This window comes from Nitrospiraceae bacterium, from assembly GCA_020632595.1.
Classification (GTDB): Bacteria; Nitrospirota; Nitrospiria; order Nitrospirales; family UBA8639; genus Nitrospira_E.
On sequence record JACKFF010000020.1, the window covers coordinates 18,952 to 34,787 of the forward strand.

A 15,836-nucleotide genomic window follows, 5' to 3' on the forward strand; every position below is an offset into this window, starting at 1 on the left:
AACCTGAGGAGGGAAAAGAGGTGACCCACGGAAATTCCGTGGGTCAGGTGATGAACTTTAAACGGGGAAAGACTATCCGACGAGTTCAGCCACTGGTTTTTGAAAAGACCGGAGGTTGTGTTTTCGCTGCTTAGTCCATCTGCCGGTAGTAGAGGGAGTTGGCTCAGAGTTCGGCTGAGTAGCGTGTGCGGGCTGGCTTTTACCAGTAAGAGTATCTTCCAGCTGTTGGAGTTCCTTGAGATGAGAGTGGTGTTGTTCCAATTCCCACGCAACTGCTTTTGAGAGTTGTGCCACCTGTCTGCGTAATTGGTTCATGGCGTGCTCATGGTGTAATAATTCGCTTTTGCGAGCCAGACTTATGTACCGGCTATCCACATACATCATTGGTTGATCCCTCCGTGTGTTGACGGTTGATACTTTCAGGGCATTAATCCGATTGCCCGTTACTTAAAGTAGGCAAAAGCAAACGTGTTGCCACATTTCGTTCTCTTCAGGGTTTGGTGCCTAAAGTCTTGATGATTCAATAAGTTTTGAGCACTAAATTTCCAACCGGAATATGCTCGATTTCTGAAATGGCTGGATACGGTCACTGTTTTTTACCATTAGCAAAGAATGATTCATTTATTGTTAAGCATCAAGATAAGCTTAAGTATATCTGAGGTGAAGTGCCACGAACGTGAAAAAGGTTTTCGACGAATTCAGTATTTCCCTGCCTTTCTCTTCTAATTCAACTTGGCACATTTTGTAGAATGCCTCTCATTATCGTTGCCTGACAAAAATTTTCAGATCTTGGTTCTTTTTGTGCTATTTTTATGATGTTGGGTCCTTGATTCCCCTAATCCAGAAAAAAAGGATGGGGGGTAGTGACATTGAATTTGATTTAGTTTGAGTTGTAATTGTCAGTTTTTATTATGAGATGTGCATACTTTCTTCTTTAATTTCTTTTTAAGGATAAGTGGTGCAATCGGCTCACAACAATATTTTCTTTTTTGGGGAAAGATCTTTCCATGAGTCAGAAATCATAATTCAACCACTGAATTTGTGGTTGACAATCCCGCAAAAGTCAAAAACTCCAGAAAATCTATTGAAATCCGATTGGTTATTAAGTTGAATTCGGTCTGAGCATTGTTGGATTAATAATTCACCGAATCATTAACAAGACATACGGGATGTCCAGCCAAAAACTATCTTCAGCGCAATTTCGTCTGAAATTGCTGAATCTCATGACTCAGAAGCATCATTGGGCCTGGTCTCAATTCGTTGGGCCAACCATCTCCAAGGCGCAACTCAAAATTCATTATCAACAAGAGTATGCCGTCTATGTCCGGGACTTCCCCGTTTTTCTGGCGCGTATTCATGGGCAAAATCCTCCGTTAGAAGTCCGAAAAATGTTAGCCGAAAATATTTATGAGGAAGATACCGGGATGCTATCATTGGGGACTTCACATCCTGAACTCTTTTTGAGAATGATGCAGGGTTTAGGATTTCGCTCACGCGAATTTGAGGAGATTCGGTTATTGCCTGCCACCCAGCGCTATCGGTCCTGGTTGGACCGGATTTCTAGTAGTTCTGATTGGGTTTTAAGCGCTGCCGTTTTCACGATCTTTGTCGAAGGCAGCGTCAATGATCGACAGGAACTCTTCCTTCCGGTTAAATCCAAAGCTCCCCGGCATATTCACGAAAAGATTGCACATCATCCCCTGGTTCAATATCAGGGGGTCTCGCACCAAGCCATGGATCTTATCCGAGCGCATCAAATGGTTGAGACCGGTCATCGTCATGATGCCTATGCGATGGTGGTTCGCTATGCCGGTACTCGTTCCCATCAAGATGAAATCCTGGCCGCGACCCAAAAAACACTGGCCCTCTGGCTGCGCTATCGTGATGGAGTGGCCCGTGCTTGTGGATTAAAGAAAAACGAGAGTGAAATCCGCCGATAAGGCGAGCGTTTCGCTTGCTATGATTAAAGATTAATGGAAGACGGAAATGATTTTAATCTGGATCTTTTCTGACATTTCCTCCACAATAGACTTTTCCAATTTTGAAGCAGGAGGGAAAAGACATGGCCACGATTGGGCAATTCATGACACGGAATCTGAGTTTTGTGACTGAAGATGCCAGTATTCAGGAAGCGGCGACACATATGCATAACCAGCGGATTGGTTCCTTGTTGGTTAAGCAGGAGTCTGAATTTTCCGGAATCGTGACTGAAACGGATGTCGTGCGCGCGGTCGCTGAACACCCTGCCCAAGTTGAACGCTTGAAGGTGAAGGAACTGATGTCCAGCCCGATCATCACCGTAGACAGAAATATGTCTGTCCATTATGCCCGGGATCTCATGGCCGATCGGAAAATACGCCATTTGGCTGTCACCGGAGAAAATGGAAACATCGTCGGTATTATATCGGTGCGAGACCTTTTGGCCTATTTTAAAACCGTTGCGAAGGACCTCAAGATACCTGAAGAGGATAGGTGAACTTGCTTATCCCTAATCAGGAAAATTTTAGGATCTCTGAAATGATGACTGGTGATGAGGTATTTCTGTTAAACTTACTCGATTTTTGCTGCTTCGGCTTGTTGAATCTGGAGGGAGAGACGCTCTTCTTCCTGTCGAATGCGCGTTATCCGTTGTTCAATCCAGGGGCCGATGTGTTCTTTTTTTGATTTGGCTTGAGCTTCCAATACAGTAATTTCCTCCCGAATTGCTTCACGTTGCTCTTTTAGTGCTTCGATCTGTGCCATGACATCGGCTTTGTCAAAGATCAGTGATTCAGGATTACTCTCCACCATCTTTTCTTCTGCATGCGGCAATTCGGAAGATTGGGGGGGCAAAACCCGAATGCCATCCTCCAACCGGCGTTGATTCATGACCACAGGGGAAACAATTTCGATTCCCGCACCATGCAGCGTGGTGAGTATTTGTGCGCGAAGGTTCGATCGTGCACTGAGCAATTGCTTGACCTCACTTAAAAACCCGGACACTCGATAGGTGACCGAATAATCCCCAAGTTCCATAATATGGACAAACGGGTCTTTGAGTTTGGCGGCAAGGGCGGCATCCGATAAGAGTTTTTCAATGGTCTTGTGGGAGATATCATATCCTAACGACACCGTGGCGGAGACAATCGTGCCTGAGGAACGAAGGACGGTAATCGGATGAGAAACTAAAAATAAGTTGGGAAGAGTCGTGAGGTCGCGTTCTTCTGTTTGTATTTCCGTGTGAAACAAGCCTCGTTCTGTGACCCGTCCGAATTGATTTTCCACGCGAAGAAAATCACCCAACCGAAAACTTTTCATCCCCTTCAACATAAAGCCTGCCAGGGCATTCGAGACGAAGGTCGTGGAAGAAAGGGTAATGACCGCTGTGATCAGCAGCGCCAATAACTGGAAAAGCTCTTTGTGAGTTTCTTTGTCGAGAGGAAGGGCCAGGAGAATAAGAACAACTCCGATGCCCACCAGCAGCAACATTCCTACACGGGCTGAAAATCGGTCTTCCTCCTTCAGTCCGCCATTTCGGCGGAAGAAGAACCAATGGGCCACCCATAAACCTGTACTGACCAGTGCGAGGACGAGTAAAATTGGGAAAAATTTCGGGAGGGTATCAATAAAATGGTCAAGAAGGGCCATAATGTTAAGCAGACTGTACGCCACATTATGCCCGAATTTGCGGGTGGGATAAAGCCAAAAAAGAAAAAGAATGAACGGGAAGAACCGATGCTAAAAAGCGTCCTCTTCGAATTCCTGTCTCTGCCTAGTAGCGTGAGTGCAAGGTTCTCCCTTGAGAACACCCGAAATAATGCCAAAACAACTTTAGGCAAACCAGTTAAGATGTCGTGAGGCTATGGCATCGGCCACGGCGGTGTGTAGTTTTTTCCGATCGACCGGTTTGACCAAATAATCAATTATTCCTTGTTTCATGAGCTGCGTGGCCAGATCGATATCGGGAAACCCGGTCAGGACGATCAACGGCAGGCTGGGGTATTCCCGTTGAAAATATTTTATGGCTTCTATGCCATTGATAGTGGGCATCCGAATATCCGTGATGATGACATCAATCGCCACCGGATGTTCTCCTTCGTTGAGAATACGGATGGCTTGCGCGCCGTCTTCCGCGTCCACCACGTAATAGCCGTCTTTTTCCAATGCCATTCGAACGACTTTGCAAATAGCGGCTTCATCATCAACGACCAGGACTCCGCCCCGATAGCTCTGGCCGGAAAACATTCCTGCGGTTCGTTGAGTCGTGTCTGGTACGTAATTCGTGTTCATGGCAAATCCTCCTTGACGCCTCGCATACAGAGATATGGTCTTTCTGCCCCGACAAAACAGATGAATCCTTGTGGATGTTACAAAGCATTCATAGTCATCAGTTCCTGGCAACCAGTGTGCCTTGAAGGGCTGATAAGGAAATATGGTCCTCTCTTGGAAAATAGTCCTGAAAATTAATAGGAAAAATGGAAAGGATGATTGGAGTATTTATGGCTAAGAGAAGAGATAGTCAATGAAGTGGTCTACGGAGGATTCACCGCGCACCCATCGTAGACATTGCACGTGTGTGAATGGGTGCGTCGTGTGGGGTCAGATGATGGGCTTCCGAGCGATCACGGAGGTGGTGGAATGGTACAACGCCCAATGGGTAGAGTCCTGTGAAAGTCTGACATATACTTGAATGTCTTTGGGTGAACATAAGCCGGTTTTTACATATTCCTGTTCGAGTACCAGAGCCGATTCCGCCATCACGGTAGCCATTGGCGAATTTCCAGGACAGAGATGCATATGGGATTGAGCCCTGACGATATGGAATCCTGCTTCTTGCAGTTTGTGCGGAAGCCGCAGGGCATAGGCCGGATCTAATCCGAGATTGATGAACATCTGGCACATGGCTCGGTTCACCCTTCCTTGCGGGGTCTTTGGCTCTGGTTCTGGCAATGTTGCCGAGGTGAAGTCCGGTTCTTCCAAGAGTGCCCAGCCTCCTGGCTTGAGGAGAGCATACATTTTTTCCAGTATGGTCCTCTCCTCTTGATTATGAATCAAAACATACCGGCTATGAAGGAGATCAAAGGATTGTTCCAAGGGGACATCAAGAAAGGAGCCTTGGTAAATCTGAACAGGAGGAGAACCAACCTTGTGAAGATACGCGATTTTCTTGTCGACACCCACTGCCAGTCCTGTCGGTCCTACCTGATTTCCCATCCAACGCAAAATGGATCCTGCCCCTGCGCCCACCTCCAGACAATGCCACCCTGGTTGGATTCCTATTTCTTCCAACAGTCTGATGGTCGTGGGATCGTTCGCGGCTTCAACCAATTGTAGTCGTTGAAATTCCCGCTCTTCAGATTTGTTGTCGAAAATATACTGATTCATCACCCTTCCTCTGCTGCCGGTTGTTTCATGATATCCAAGGCCGCCTGGCATCCGGCTAGATACCCTGTCGCCCAGGCCCATTGAAAGTTAAACCCGCCGATGCGGCCATCGCAGTCCAACATTTCCCCAATCACATAGAGCCCCGGCACATACCGAGAGCCCATGGAATGGACAGATATTTCTTCCAGAGGGACACCTCCGGCCGTGACTTCGGCAAAGTTCCATCCGCGTGATCCGATGACGGGAAGATCAAGATGGGTGAGTGTTCGGACCAGATTCCGGCGAGCCTCTTTGGACAAGAGGTTAACCGGAGTGTCAGAAAGCCCAGGTTCTTGGATGCTAACCAGCGTGCTAGCCACACGCGTGGGTAACCGTTCGGCTAACAGTGTGGAAACAAGTTTTCGCCCGGGGAGGGTGGCAGCCTGCATGAGCCATTTCTCCACATCCTGGTTGGAGAGGTGAGGGAAGCAGTTGAGATGAAGGCGGACAGTTTCTCCTTGCGCGGCTGCGCGAACCCAAACCCGGCTGGCATCCAAGACCACCGGCCCACTAATGCCGAAATGTGTCCACAACAAGCTGCCGGTGCGGCGATCGAAGGTTTTTCCCGCAATGGTAGTGGTGAGCGTGACGTCATGAGAAATGCCGGAAAGGGTGGCATGGAAAAACGCAGGCTCAAGAATCAAAGGAACCAAGGCAGGATAGGTGGCGGTGACGGTATGCCCCAACTGTTGGGCCAACCCCCAACCGGATCCATCGGATCCGGTTTTGGGGAGAGACCGGCCACCGGTCGCGAGAATAACTCGTTTGGCCCGAAGTGTTCCCTGGGAATGTTGGATCAAAAACTCCCCTCCTGTCCTGGTCAAATCTTGAACGAGGTGGTGCGTCAAAAGAGCAATGCCCAGTTCCTCGCACCGCCTGAGAAGCCCATCGAGCACGGTTCGGGCTTTGTTGCTTATGGGAAACAATTTACCGGTGGCTTCAGTCCGTAACGGGACACTCAAAGAACTAAACCATCGAACGGTGGCTTGTTCGTCGAAGCGTCGAAGGATCCGTTCAATCAGCTTTCGGTTCCCGTAGAAGTCGGACGCGGTGACACGTTGATTGGTGACATTGCAGCGTCCACCTCCGGATACCAGGATCTTAGCCCCGATGGTTTTGGCACCGTCCAGAAGGACAATAGAGAGATTCGGGTTCGTCTCCCCGGCGAAAATGGCGGCTGCCAGCCCTGCGGCTCCTGCGCCGATGATAGCGATGTCGGTGTCGGAAGGCATAGGCAATATCTGGAGCGAGTGAGAATTTATCGGAGTTGGGAGTCAGACGGTTTACGAAACAAGACGACATTCTTGTGCAAATAGATAATTTCCGCTCCCCATCGTGAGCGGAGCCATGTCCAGGTTTCGTGTGAAAAAAAGCAGACATGCGTGGGGTCTTTGAGGTAATACCAAGCGAGAAACGGTCGATTAGGTGGCGCCAGTTGGGTCATGATTCCCAATATGCCATCAATCTTCAGACGAGCCCATAACCGGTCCAATTCCAGCCCGGGATGGTGAAGATGCTCGGCCACTTCCGTGGCTGTGATGAAATCATAGGTCTGTTCCAGGAGAGCAGGATTGTACGCATAAAAGGGGTCGTAAATCGACAGAGTATGTCCGTATTCTTGAAGCATGAGTGAGAGGGTCGGACCGGGACCAGCCCCAAAATCCAATCCGGAACTATGAGGTCTCAGCCGACTGTGGAGTGGTTCGGCTAATTGGTTTAAAAACTTTCGATAGCCTGGATCTTCCAAATGGTTCTCATGGTGGTCGTAATGGACCTTTTCCTGTTCAGGCGATATGTAATAGGCGGGTGGAACGAAAATGAGTCGACAGTGTCCGCAGGAGAAGTATGGCCGGATTCCGTCGTTTCCCACGAATGTGGATTCCGGTTTGAGACAGAGTGGGCAACAATGAGAAATGGCGATGGGTCCCCCGCGTGGGAATTCAGGATGAATAAGGAGTGTGATGAGGGAAAATGGTCCACCAGGTTTGGACAACTGTCTTAGTATGTGATTTCTTCATGACAGGTCTCCAGGTGAGTTTGTATATTCCGGTGGGAGACGGGTCTGTGAATAGGGCATGTGACACGTATTGGCTTCTTCCATCAGCCCAGGCGATACAGAGGGGGGCGGTGGGATCCACATCTAATCGTTTTCTGGAAATTTCTTGCCCACACCTCACACACCAGCCGAATTTGCCGTTTTCAAGGCGTTGGAGGGCGGATTCGATCCGCTGCAATTGAATGAGTCGACGTTGTTGCGCGGATTGAGCCATCGCTTGTTGTTGGAGGGCATCCATTCGTGAGACGCGTCCGACCGTGGTCTGGTCCAGTTCCACTGGTTGGGCTGATTCCTGCCCGGTGGAGGATAAGGCCAACAGATCTCTCTGGAGGGTTAGGAGCGTTGCTCGAAAATGGTCGGACTCAGGAGTTGGCTGTGTCATGAGGGCAAAATAATCAAAGGGGACTACGTGTATCTTGTCGTAAAACATGGGTGCCCGGGGACAAGCCAGGAATAGTCTTGGTTTGGTCCATGGTCAAATCAATGTACCCCAGCCAGACCGGGAAAGGCCAATGGTCGACAAAAGGAATTAAGAGCAATCTTATCGCAAAGAGAGGAAAGAGAAGAATTATTGCAAGGTATGATCAGATTTCAGGAAGAGGTATTTTTAAAAAAGAAAGAGCTCTTTTCGGGGATGTCCGCCCATTAAAAGCCAAGAGTCGTATTTGTGACCTGCTCAGATTCACGGATCGTTCACCCAAACCCAACCGGGGGATTTGTGTATTATTCGAAATGCGGGGAATTTAATTCTGACCTATGGCGCGGCCATCGGGGGAAGCACCGCCTCTCTTGAATATGCGATCGCTGTCCTTCAGGCCAATGATATTTTCATTTGCGGACCTACGGATTGCGGTGCCATGGAAGCCTTGTTGCATCGGGAAAAACTTCAGAAGCTTCCTGCGGTCAAAGCGTGGCTGCAACATGTCGAGACCCTTATGCAACTATGAAAATTCTACGCGCGCATTTGCAGGGGAAATGTGTTGGTTCAACGCCATCATCTGAAGGCGCCTCCGGGGTTTACAACAGGATTGCGGCGGGTGGGGGAATTTTGGAAGTGAGAAGAATGGAGTTTTGATCAGATGGCGATTCCTGGAGTACAGGGCATGGGTATGCACCATCATTGGACCTCAGATTAAGGCGTGTATTATTGGCTATTTCTTTTGGGTAGACTGCCCGAAGTGAGCAATGGTATGAGCCATTACCAATTCGGGCTTCCCAGATAGAGGAGATGAAAAGTCTTGAGCAACTCGATGGTCAGCATTCACGCGTTATTTTGGCCATCGTTTCCATTCCTTACTTTGTGAATCAAACCACCATTGGGGGCCACTTAAGTAGATTCTTTTGTGGCATTCTAATGTTTCCTGGTGATTGTTTGGCCATTCTTTCCATACGTTATTTTGAGAATCAAACCACCAGTCCGGTCCATCAGTGTTCAAATTCTGATGTTCGTCGAGAGACCACTCTGGTTTTTGTGAGGGCCACTCTCTCCATTTTTGACTTTTTGAATCAAACCACCAGGTGGGTTGCTGAAGATATAACATCTTATGCCCTTCTAGGGTAATTCTCCCTTCACTGTCCCACAGATCGGCATGTTGTTGACAGAAATCATTGGTTGCCACTTTGTCTTGAGCCATCACATATGTGGCGAATGCGCTACTGAGTAAAAGAAGCATGGCTGTAATTCCATATTGTTTCATTGAGAGACTCCTTCTTTGAGCACGGTAAATTAATTAAAAATACTGCCTATTCACGCCCTTCTTCCTTCTCTTGGGATTTGGTGGAGAGGCAGTCCAGAGCAGGCCATTCTCTGAAATATTTAGAAGAGACGATGAATTATTTGAATGGTAATGAACGAATGGGTCCGGACCGTAGGGATAATTTTTTTAGAAGAACCCGGATTATGTCCAAAGGATAAGTCTTGGTCCCCTCACACGTCCTGAGGAAAGACCTTCTGGTAGTGTGGAAAAGATTGATGGGAATGGGTCGGGGGAGCAAGCGTTGAAATTACACGACGTCATTCCGGTCTCAAGGTATGTCTCTCTTGAGAAGCGGCGGAAATGTCATTTGTTCACAATCATACGGGTGGAGAGATTTATAAACGTGTCAGGGTGTTTTGATCAGTGTGGTGCAGGACCTCAGGGCGTCCCGCAATCTGTAACTGCGTATTTTCCTTATAGCTGAACTTCCATGTTTCATGAATGGTGACGGATAATTCATATCGCACTGTTTTCGAAGCCTCATCCAGATAGGGATTGGAGAGAATTCCATATACCCCGTTCCCCGCCTCAGCGGCCATGTGAAATTCTTTTGCGTCAGGCTCCGAAGTCCCGCCTGCATTCACCAGGACACCTCGAGGAACCATAAAACACCGCATGACCTGTTGACTGGCCGCATCCCACAACCAATATCCGACTTCTTCGTGAAACGGCTGTTCCTGAATCAAGGGCCAGGCCACAGTCGAGTAACGCAGACCATAGAGCACTTGCGAGCCATTAACGACAGGTCCGATTGGGTCAAACTGCAATCGTTCCCGATAATGAGTTTCGTGGCTGCCCTCTTTGGCCGGTGCGATGTCGACACCCGAATCGCCTTCCCAGGTTCCGGCCAGAGAAGTGAGTGGGCCCAAGTGGCGAATGATTTCCGCAGAAGTGAAGTCGGAATGGTGTGTTCCGGTCATCAGGAAAAGCTCCTTTCAGGAAAGTGTGAACAAAGAGGGCCCAAAGGCGAAGTGACTGGTGATCTGAGGTGAACGACTGTATCAAATCCTGCCAATGGTTTAAACCGTGTTTAAGGCCACCATATTCGAATTGACTGCATCCAACGGATACCGTGAATGGCGAGGCCTGCGAACTTGGGGACGCTCAGTTGTCTGGGTTTTGTTCTCAGGCAGCGTAGGACATGACCTGCGGCTTGATCGGCGGTCAACATCAGGGGCTTCCAGGACGCCTTGGGCAGCTTCGTATCCACATAGCCAAAGCGGATATTACTCACGTACACCCCATGTGATCGGAGTTTGAACCCCATGGAGACTAAATAATTACTAATGCCGGCCTTCGATGCCGTATAGGAAGGGGAGTCGGCGTTGTAAAAATCATCGGCGAGACTTGATAGGCCGATGAAGTGCCCCTGTTCTCGCTCAAGCCAGCCTGGGGCGAGGGCAGCCAGGGTCCGAACCATCGACGTGAAATTCACGTCAATGACCCGGGCTTCCTGTGAGAGGTCAGGAAGCGTCAGTCTTGAGCCAATGGCCGCGCAAAATATGCAGGCATCAAAAGGCCCTTCGTCCGCAAGAAGGGTTTCGAGAACCTGTGGATATTCGGGAGCGGCGATATCCTGTACGATATGCCGTGGGCCATCGGGACCAAGTGGACTAGGACTTCTTGAAAGTCCGACGACATGTTCGCCGCGGGCAATAAGGGCGCGGGTCACCGCTGCTCCGATTCCATCAGAATTGCCAATCAGAAGAATCTTCTGTGTCATTTAATGCCCAACCGAGATGGTGGGAGAAGCCTCAATCCTGACATGAAAAAGGTGGTAAGTGAAGAGGGAACAATCGGCAAGACTCTGATCTGTACATTGTTGCATGTGTTGGCTAGGATGGTTCGACAGATCGGCCGCCTCTGCTTACACGAGTATGAAAAAGAACATTACCGTGTTTGTGTCCTATGCCCGCGCCAATCGTGATCTGGCGACCCGATTGTTGAAAAAGTTTAAAGAGCAGGCTGCGCCCTCCAAGCAGTATCACTATACCTTCTGGCGGGATAGCGATATCCTGGTAGGCGAAAAATGGCACGAAGAAATTCAGCACGCTTTGGGAGAGTGCGACGTGGGTTTGGTCCTGATCAGCCCTGCGTTGCTCGGATCCCAATATATTCAGGATCACGAACTTCCCAGGTTTGTGAAGAGTGGAGGTCGAGCCGTCATTCCGGTCATGTTGCAACCCATCGATTTGGAACGTCATGATCTGAAAGGGTTGCTCCAGACGCAAATCTTTCGGCTGGATCGCCCCCGTTTCGCCTCTCCAAAAGCCTACGGAGAATGTTCGGGTTCTCATCGTGATCAATTTGCGTTGGAATTGTTTGGGCAGGTTGAAGCCCGTCTGGATAAAATGGTGGCCAAATAATCCTTGAGAGGGCGGAGTAACCAGGCCCTATCCCTACGAAAGAAATTTCTATTATTCAATGAAGAGCAAAAAGAAATTCCATGCCTGAACCTACAATCATCTGCCCACAGTGTAAAACGGAAATCAAACTGACTGAGTCGCTCGCGGCCCCTCTTCTCGAAGCCACCAAGCGGGACTTCGAGCAACGACTTGCTCAAAAAGATGCCGCAGCCGCCAAGCGGGATGCGGCCTTGCGTGAGCGCGAAGCTCTGCTGGCCAAATCTCAGGAAAGGTTCGAAGAGCAAGTCGCTGACAAGCTAAAACTCGAACGCAGCAAAATTGTGGCGGAAGAAGCGAGAAAAGCCAGGCTGGCGCTTGCGAATGATCTCGATCAGAAATCTAAAGAAATACGTGAGATTCAAGAAATTCTTAAACACAAGGATGAAAAGCTTGCCGAAGCACAAAAAGTTCAAGCTGATTTGCTCCGTAAGCAACGGGAACTGGATGACGCCAAACGCGAATTGGATCTCACCATAGAAAAGCGCGTCCAGGAGGGACTCGCAGCCACCAGGGATCAGGCCAAAAAAGAAGCCGAAGAAGGGCTCAAATTTAAAGTCATGGAGAAAGAGCAGACTATTGCGTCCATGCAAAAACAAATTGAAGAACTCAAGCGTCGTGCTGAACAGGGATCTCAACAACTTCAGGGCGAAGTCCAGGAGCTCGAACTCGAAGCGATGCTCATCTCCAAATTCCCCCTGGATCAGATTTCACCGGTGGCCAAAGGCGAGCATGGCGGCGATGTGCTGCACCGGGTTGCCGGTTCATTCGGGCAAGCCTGCGGAACCATCTTGTGGGAATCGAAGCGAACCAAGAATTGGAGTGATGGCTGGCTTATCAAGTTACGTGAGGATCAGCGGCAGGCCAAAGCTGAAATCGCGATCATTGTCAGCCAGGCTCTCCCCAAAGAAGTAGAAGCATTCGAATTCATCGACGGCGTCTGGGTCACCCATCCCAAGGTCGCCCTGCCGCTGGCCGTTGCCATGCGTAATACGCTTATGGAGGTGGCAGGCGCCCGGCAGGCTTCGGAAGGGCAGCAAACTAAAATGGAAATGGTCTATCAGTATTTAATGGGTCCGCGCTTCCGGCAACGGGTTCAAGCGATCGTCGAAGGGTTCTCCTCGATGAAGGATGATCTTGATAAGGAGCGGAAAGTCATCATGAAGCAATGGGCTAAACGCGAAGAGCAAATTGATCGGGTGATGATGGCGACTGTGGGCATGTATGGGGACCTGCAAGGCATTGCCGGAAAGACGTTACAGGAAATTGAAGGACTGGAACTTCAGGCGTTAGACGCGCCGAAGGACGAATCCGACGGAAGATTATTGTAAACTTCTGCTCACTCTCCTGCTACCATCAGAAAGCACCTGGCATTTAGACGATCACACCGGTATGGACTTCCACGCCAAAATCTTACAGTTTGATTGCAACATTCTTGTGAATCCTCGTGTGATTCACCAATATTTCTCTCCTTTGCAGGACCCCATCGTTTCGGGCTTTCTGTCGTGTGGCCTTCGGACCTGAACCGTATTTAGTTCGTTGTCGCGCCATTCCTCTCCTTTTTTAACAATCTAAAAAAACCAATGGACCGAAGGGGGTCCGTTCCAGTGTCCTACCCATTGCGGTCTCACAGCCTACACAGTGGGTTGGGGAAATTTGGGCATCTCCGCTGTTTAAGAAGTGATGCAAATTGCCTCACTTTCATCCTTGAAAGAAGAAAACCTTGGGTAAATACCACTTTTACACTGGCACGCAATTTGGAGTGACTTATGGAGACGGGGATCAGCCAGGCCTATATCACCAGCAAAGGAGACGGTCCTAATGCAATTAATATTGAGGCAAAAGATTCAATCGAGAGTCTGGATCATCGTTGCCGCGGTTTCTTTCGTCTGTGCCTCGGCTTGGGCGGGCAGTGCCGGGGATCTCCAGCCGCGGGTCCCTCCCGATCGCATGGAACAGGCGCTGTCCTTTACAAATCCCTTTACCCCTACAGAGGAATTTATTGCGAGCGGGAAAAAACTCTATGAAGGCAAGGGCTGGTGCGCCTTTTGTCATGGCTGGGAGGGGACAGGGGCACCGACTGCAGGTCGAACCTTTCCTCCTGATATCAAAATGCCGACCAATTTTGCAGATGCGGCTTGGCAGGCAGCCAGAAGTGATGGGGAACTATTCTGGGTTTTGATTCATGGGAGTCATGGGACCGACATGGTGCCATACATGCCGCAGTATATTACGGATAAGGAGGCCTGGCAGATCATCGCCTATATCCGAACCTTCGGAGGAACTTAATGGTGCATCTATGTTCCTCAGAACACACGCAGTCGTGTGAAAGGATTTCATCTCGTATTCATATGTACAGAGGAGGGGCATCATGGGGGAACAACAATTCAGAACAAGTCAGATGGTAGGCTTTGCGGCGCTACTATTGGCGGTAGTTGGGGGATGTAGTCATTACGGAAACCACGAAATATCTAAATCGGCCAAGGCGACCATTCAAGGATGCACGGATCCGGCCATTACGGGAACCGCCACTCTCAAAGAATTTGAATCTGAAGAAGGCATCAAGAAACTGTATGTCCAGATGGAGGTCAAGGGGTTAAAGGATGGGAAACATGCGGTCCATATTCATGAGGTTGCCAGTTGCCAGCCGTGTGGGGCTGCGAAAGGCCATCATGATCCCGGGCCCTTTGGCAAGTCCACACCTGACGCGCCGGACTTCAATCATCCCTTTCACATGGGTGATTTGGTCAATATCACGGTAATCAACGGGGTGGGGAAACTGCATGCGGTGACCACCAGGGTTGCGTTATCGGATGGCCGGTTGAGCGTGTTTGATGAAGATGGAAGTGCATTTATCATCCACACCAATGAAGATCTCTATTGCGATCAGGATAGCGAACTCAATCCGGGATGTGCCGGGGGTGCTCGTGATGCCTGTGGAATCATTGAGCCGGTAACCTCAACGTAGGCGGAACGTGCGAGATTTGGCCGGAGGTCCATATGAAGAAGTTGGGATAGGCCTCGTGTGGGTGTCGAATGCCCTAGAAAAGAAGGCACAAGGAGGAACAATGAGACAGGCATTTCAATGGGCGAGTGGATTTATCTTAGCGCTGGTGGTGAGTGGATCCCCGGTGCTGGCACAGGAACATGGGCACCAACAGATGATGAAGCCTCGGGTCCCTGCGGATAAGCTGGCTGAAGCCAAAGCGCTGCAGAGCCCGTTGCCGTCCTCGACGGACATTATCGAAAAAGGCAAATCCATTTATGAAGGGAAGGGTGGGTGCGCCAATTGTCATGGGGTGAGTGGACGTGGCGATGGTCCAGGTGCGGCGACTCTCAATCCCCCGCCTCGTGTTTTCCGGTCACATGGGTTTTGGAGACATCGGTCTGAAGGGGAAATTTTTTGGGTGATCAAATATGGATCGCCTGGGACCGGGATGATTCCGTTTGGTGGCATGCTTTCGGATGAAGAGATTTGGACCGTGATGCAGTATGAGGAAAGTTTTTCCGGAGGACCACATGGCGGAGGCGGAGGTCATGAGGGTGGAGGACGACACAACGGAGAAGGGATGATGATGAAACACGGCAATAGCCGGGAAGGGCATGGGAAGCAATCCGGAGCCATGGCCATGGCTGACCAACAAACTGGACTCGGTGATGGTGGGATTCAGGACAAGATGGCGAAAGCCAAAGCTGCCCCGATTGGGATTACTGAGGCCATTGCCGCAGCTAACACCCATGTGCCAGGAACGGTGTTAGAAGCCGAGTTTGAAGCAGAGGAGAATCAGGCTTTTTGGGAAGTAGAAATTGCCACCGAGGGCGGCAAACTTATCGAAATAAAGGTGGATCACCAAACCGGCGCAATTCTCTCATCGGAAGAAAAAACCACGAAAGATGGCAAGAAATCCATGCGACATGGAAAAGGCAGAATGCATCAGGATCCGAATGCCGAAGATGGGCATATGGGTAGTGGAGGCATGAAAGGCGGTCATATGGGCGGTGGAGGCATGAAAGGCGGTCATATGGGTGGTGGCATGAACTAAGGGAGCAGAATAGCCTGTGGCAAGCCGGAAGGTGGATAAAGGAATACCTGTAAATCAAGGCAAGGGGGGGAAGGTTGAAAAATTTTGGATTCGGTCGCTTCTCCAGACGTGGAATCATCAATGGGGGGTTGTTTCTAACCTGGGTATTCTTCGGAATGGTTTTGCCCGCAGGAGC

The 15,836-nt window shown here is 49.6% G+C and carries 18 protein-coding genes; 8 read left to right on the forward strand and 10 right to left on the reverse strand.

Annotated features, from left to right (window positions below; translation table 11 throughout):
* Positions 1-72 precede the first annotated feature (72 nt).
* Complete coding sequence (locus H6750_20245) at positions 73-384, reverse strand: hypothetical protein (GenBank protein MCB9776645.1); 312 nt, start codon at positions 382-384, stop codon at positions 73-75.
* A 785-nt stretch (positions 385-1,169) separates the two neighbouring features.
* Here H6750_20245 and H6750_20250 point away from each other — a divergent pair.
* Together H6750_20250 and H6750_20255 are read left to right on the forward strand one after the other, a co-directional pair.
* On the forward strand, positions 1,170-1,940 hold the full coding sequence (locus H6750_20250; GenBank protein ID MCB9776646.1) for an iron-containing redox enzyme family protein: 771 nt from the start codon (positions 1,170-1,172) through the stop codon (positions 1,938-1,940).
* Positions 1,941-2,062: 122 nt separating this feature from the next.
* On the forward strand, positions 2,063-2,476 hold the full coding sequence (locus tag H6750_20255) for a CBS domain-containing protein (protein MCB9776647.1): 414 nt from the start codon (positions 2,063-2,065) through the stop codon (positions 2,474-2,476).
* A gap of 74 nt (positions 2,477-2,550) precedes the next feature.
* On the opposite strand, the gene H6750_20260 is transcribed toward H6750_20255, so the two are convergent.
* From H6750_20260 to H6750_20285, 6 genes are all read right to left on the reverse strand, one after another.
* Positions 2,551-3,651 (reverse strand): mechanosensitive ion channel, encoded by a 1,101-nt coding sequence (locus H6750_20260; protein MCB9776648.1) that lies wholly within the window; start codon positions 3,649-3,651, stop codon positions 2,551-2,553.
* 159 nt (positions 3,652-3,810) lie between these two features.
* Positions 3,811-4,224, reverse strand: coding sequence for a response regulator (locus H6750_20265; GenBank protein MCB9776649.1), 414 nt, complete (start codon positions 4,222-4,224; stop codon positions 3,811-3,813).
* Between the two features lie 354 nt (positions 4,225-4,578).
* On the reverse strand, positions 4,579-5,364 hold the full coding sequence (locus tag H6750_20270; GenBank protein ID MCB9776650.1) for a methyltransferase domain-containing protein: 786 nt from the start codon (positions 5,362-5,364) through the stop codon (positions 4,579-4,581).
* The gene (locus tag H6750_20275; GenBank protein MCB9776651.1) at positions 5,364-6,635 is read right to left on the reverse strand and encodes an NAD(P)/FAD-dependent oxidoreductase; all 1,272 of its coding nucleotides are present in this window, start codon (positions 6,633-6,635) and stop codon (positions 5,364-5,366) included. The genes H6750_20270 and H6750_20275 overlap by 1 nt, the downstream gene beginning before the upstream one ends.
* A gap of 26 nt (positions 6,636-6,661) precedes the next feature.
* A complete protein-coding gene (locus H6750_20280; GenBank protein MCB9776652.1) occupies positions 6,662-7,324 on the reverse strand; it encodes a class I SAM-dependent methyltransferase in 663 nt (220 codons plus the stop codon).
* 19 nt (positions 7,325-7,343) lie between these two features.
* On the reverse strand, positions 7,344-7,841 hold the full coding sequence (locus H6750_20285; protein MCB9776653.1) for a TraR/DksA family transcriptional regulator: 498 nt from the start codon (positions 7,839-7,841) through the stop codon (positions 7,344-7,346).
* Positions 7,842-8,175: 334 nt separating this feature from the next.
* Here H6750_20285 and H6750_20290 point away from each other — a divergent pair, with 334 nt between their 5' ends.
* A complete protein-coding gene (locus H6750_20290) occupies positions 8,176-8,406 on the forward strand; it encodes a hypothetical protein (protein ID MCB9776654.1) in 231 nt (76 codons plus the stop codon).
* Positions 8,407-8,727: 321 nt separating this feature from the next.
* Here H6750_20290 and H6750_20295 read toward each other — a convergent pair whose 3' ends face one another.
* The 3 genes from H6750_20295 to H6750_20305 all read right to left on the reverse strand — a co-directional run bounded on the left by H6750_20295 (position 8,728) and on the right by H6750_20305 (position 10,939).
* On the reverse strand, positions 8,728-9,156 hold the full coding sequence (locus H6750_20295) for a hypothetical protein (GenBank protein ID MCB9776655.1): 429 nt from the start codon (positions 9,154-9,156) through the stop codon (positions 8,728-8,730).
* A 395-nt stretch (positions 9,157-9,551) separates the two neighbouring features.
* Complete coding sequence (locus H6750_20300; GenBank protein MCB9776656.1) at positions 9,552-10,136, reverse strand: FABP family protein; 585 nt, start codon at positions 10,134-10,136, stop codon at positions 9,552-9,554.
* Positions 10,137-10,246: 110 nt separating this feature from the next.
* Complete coding sequence (locus H6750_20305) at positions 10,247-10,939, reverse strand: SDR family NAD(P)-dependent oxidoreductase (protein MCB9776657.1); 693 nt, start codon at positions 10,937-10,939, stop codon at positions 10,247-10,249.
* Between the two features lie 154 nt (positions 10,940-11,093).
* Here H6750_20305 and H6750_20310 point away from each other — a divergent pair, with 154 nt between their 5' ends.
* From H6750_20310 to H6750_20330, 5 genes are all read left to right on the forward strand, one after another.
* Positions 11,094-11,582 (forward strand): toll/interleukin-1 receptor domain-containing protein, encoded by a 489-nt coding sequence (locus H6750_20310; protein MCB9776658.1) that lies wholly within the window; start codon positions 11,094-11,096, stop codon positions 11,580-11,582.
* A gap of 80 nt (positions 11,583-11,662) precedes the next feature.
* Positions 11,663-12,949, forward strand: a complete 1,287-nt coding sequence (locus H6750_20315) for a DUF2130 domain-containing protein (protein MCB9776659.1) — start codon at positions 11,663-11,665, stop codon at positions 12,947-12,949.
* A gap of 490 nt (positions 12,950-13,439) precedes the next feature.
* Positions 13,440-13,907 (forward strand): cytochrome c, encoded by a 468-nt coding sequence (locus tag H6750_20320; protein ID MCB9776660.1) that lies wholly within the window; start codon positions 13,440-13,442, stop codon positions 13,905-13,907.
* 82 nt (positions 13,908-13,989) lie between these two features.
* Positions 13,990-14,586, forward strand: a complete 597-nt coding sequence (locus H6750_20325; protein ID MCB9776661.1) for a superoxide dismutase family protein — start codon at positions 13,990-13,992, stop codon at positions 14,584-14,586.
* Between the two features lie 100 nt (positions 14,587-14,686).
* Positions 14,687-15,661, forward strand: a complete 975-nt coding sequence (locus H6750_20330) for a c-type cytochrome (GenBank protein MCB9776662.1) — start codon at positions 14,687-14,689, stop codon at positions 15,659-15,661.
* The last annotated feature ends 175 nt before the right edge of the window (positions 15,662-15,836 follow it).

Bases quoted from the DNA above. Each gene is read 5' to 3' on its own strand.
- H6750_20330 (MCB9776662.1), top strand. From the start codon at position 14,687: ATGAGACAGGCATTTCAATGGGCGAGTGGATTTATCTTAGCGCTGGTG.
- H6750_20295 (MCB9776655.1), bottom strand. From the start codon at position 9,156: ATGAAACAATATGGAATTACAGCCATGCTTCTTTTACTCAGTAGCGCA.
- H6750_20245 (MCB9776645.1), bottom strand. From the start codon at position 384: ATGATGTATGTGGATAGCCGGTACATAAGTCTGGCTCGCAAAAGCGAA.
- H6750_20325 (MCB9776661.1), top strand. From the start codon at position 13,990: ATGGGGGAACAACAATTCAGAACAAGTCAGATGGTAGGCTTTGCGGCG.
- H6750_20255 (MCB9776647.1), top strand. From the start codon at position 2,063: ATGGCCACGATTGGGCAATTCATGACACGGAATCTGAGTTTTGTGACT.
- H6750_20265 (MCB9776649.1), bottom strand. From the start codon at position 4,224: ATGTTTTCCGGCCAGAGCTATCGGGGCGGAGTCCTGGTCGTTGATGAT.
- H6750_20310 (MCB9776658.1), top strand. From the start codon at position 11,094: ATGAAAAAGAACATTACCGTGTTTGTGTCCTATGCCCGCGCCAATCGT.
- H6750_20300 (MCB9776656.1), bottom strand. From the start codon at position 10,136: ATGACCGGAACACACCATTCCGACTTCACTTCTGCGGAAATCATTCGC.
- H6750_20275 (MCB9776651.1), bottom strand. From the start codon at position 6,635: ATGCCTTCCGACACCGACATCGCTATCATCGGCGCAGGAGCCGCAGGG.
- H6750_20285 (MCB9776653.1), bottom strand. From the start codon at position 7,841: ATGACACAGCCAACTCCTGAGTCCGACCATTTTCGAGCAACGCTCCTA.
- H6750_20250 (MCB9776646.1), top strand. From the start codon at position 1,170: ATGTCCAGCCAAAAACTATCTTCAGCGCAATTTCGTCTGAAATTGCTG.
- H6750_20305 (MCB9776657.1), bottom strand. From the start codon at position 10,939: ATGACACAGAAGATTCTTCTGATTGGCAATTCTGATGGAATCGGAGCA.
- H6750_20320 (MCB9776660.1), top strand. From the start codon at position 13,440: ATGCAATTAATATTGAGGCAAAAGATTCAATCGAGAGTCTGGATCATC.
- H6750_20315 (MCB9776659.1), top strand. From the start codon at position 11,663: ATGCCTGAACCTACAATCATCTGCCCACAGTGTAAAACGGAAATCAAA.
- H6750_20270 (MCB9776650.1), bottom strand. From the start codon at position 5,364: ATGAATCAGTATATTTTCGACAACAAATCTGAAGAGCGGGAATTTCAA.